Source organism: Candidatus Hydrogenedentota bacterium (assembly GCA_018005585.1).
Taxonomy (GTDB): Bacteria; Hydrogenedentota; Hydrogenedentia; order Hydrogenedentales; family JAGMZX01; genus JAGMZX01.
The window spans coordinates 2390-3987 of sequence record JAGMZX010000264.1; the positions used below are offsets into that span (position 1 = coordinate 2390).

A 1598-nucleotide genomic window follows, 5' to 3' on the forward strand; every position below is an offset into this window, starting at 1 on the left:
GACGAACGCTCGGCCCTTGTCCGCGCGGTCGGCGGGCTGACCCTGAAGGAAGCGGAACGCGCGCTGCGCTGCGCCGTGCTGCAATGCGGGGGCCTGGTCGCGGGCGTCGAGCGGCGCGTCGTCGAGGAGAAGACGCAGGTGATCCGCAAGTCGGGGATACTCGAGTATTACCACGCGTCGGACTCGTTCAAGGACGTTGGCGGCCTGCGACGGCTGCTCGACTGGTTCCAGGCGCGCCTGCCTGTGCTGGCGGGGCTTGCCCGTTATGCAGGGCTGCCCCAGCCCAAGGGCGTGCTGCTCGTGGGCGTGCCGGGCTGCGGCAAGAGCCTGACCGCGCGCGCTCTGGCCGGCACATGGGGCGTGCCGCTGCTGCGCTTGGACGTGGGCCGGGTCTTTGGGCCCTATGTCGGCAATTCCGAGGCCAACTTGCGCCGTGCGATTCAGACCGCCGAGGCCGTCAGCCCTTGCATCCTTTGGATAGACGAGGTCGAGAAAGGTTTCGCGGGTATGCAGGGCCAGGGCGGCGGCGGCGTGGCGGCGCGCGTGTTCGGCATGTTTCTGTCCTGGCTGCAGGACAAGCGCAGCCCGGTGTTCGTGGTGGCCACGGCGAACGACCTTTCCGGCATACCGCCGGAGTTTCTGCGCCAGGGCCGGTTTGACGACATCTTTTTCGTCGGGCTTCCCGGCGAACCGGAACGGGACGCGATACTGCGCATCCATCTGGCAAAACGGCGCCGCGACCCCGCGAAGTTTGACCTCGCCGCGCTTGTGGAAGCGAGCAAGGACTATTCCGGCGCGGAAATCGAGCAGGCGGTTATCTCCGGCCTGTTCGGCGCCTTCGAAAAAGGCCGCGACCTCGAAACGGGCGATGTCATGACGGCGCTCCGAGAGACGTATCCCCTCTCGCAGTCGCGCGCCACGGAAATCGCGGCGCTGACCCGCTGGGCCGAGACGAACGCGAAACTGGCGGGTTGACCAAGGGGGAACATGGAAGACGAGCGGACAATTGGTCGGAGCGCCTCCGCGCACGGCGGGGAACAGAACCAAATTGCCGGGCCGTTGGATGTCATTGTCGGGAACGAGAAGGACGGCACGCTGCTGGTGCTGGTCCCCGAGGGCGAGTTCTTGGCGGGTGGCAGCAAGCATGATAATGAAGGCGGCGGGCCTTTCAAGGTTTGCTTGTCTGCATACTATCTGGCGCTGCACCCGGTGACGAACGCGCAGTACAAGCGGTTTGTGGATGCGACGGGCCACCGGCCGCCGGATAAAGCGAACTACGGCACGCCGGTGTGGAAGGGGAAGGAATGTCCGACAGAAAAGGCGCACCACCCCGTCGTATGCGTGAGCTGGGAGGATGCGCACGCATACTGCGAATGGGCGGGCCTGCGTCTGCCATCGGAGTTGGAATGGGAGAAGGGCGCGCGCGGCGTGGACGGGCGCGAATACCCGTGGGGCAACAAATGGCATGCCAACAAGTGCCGCAATCATACGAACAAGGGCAGCGAGACGACGTGCGGCGTGTGGTCGTATGCGGAGGGGTGCAGCCCGTGGGGCTGCTACCAGATGTCGGGGAACGTGTGGGAATGGTGCGCGGACTG

2 protein-coding genes are annotated in these 1598 nt (G+C 65.9%); both read left to right on the plus strand.

Features of this window, described 5'->3' with window-relative positions; translation table 11 throughout:
* Nucleotides 1-975 (plus strand): AAA family ATPase (locus KA184_23475; GenBank protein MBP8132551.1); only part of this gene is annotated, 975 nt, incomplete at its 5' end.
* 12 nt (nucleotides 976-987) lie between these two features.
* The coding region (locus KA184_23480; GenBank protein MBP8132552.1) for an SUMF1/EgtB/PvdO family nonheme iron enzyme at nucleotides 988-1598 on the plus strand (611 nt) is incomplete at its 3' end.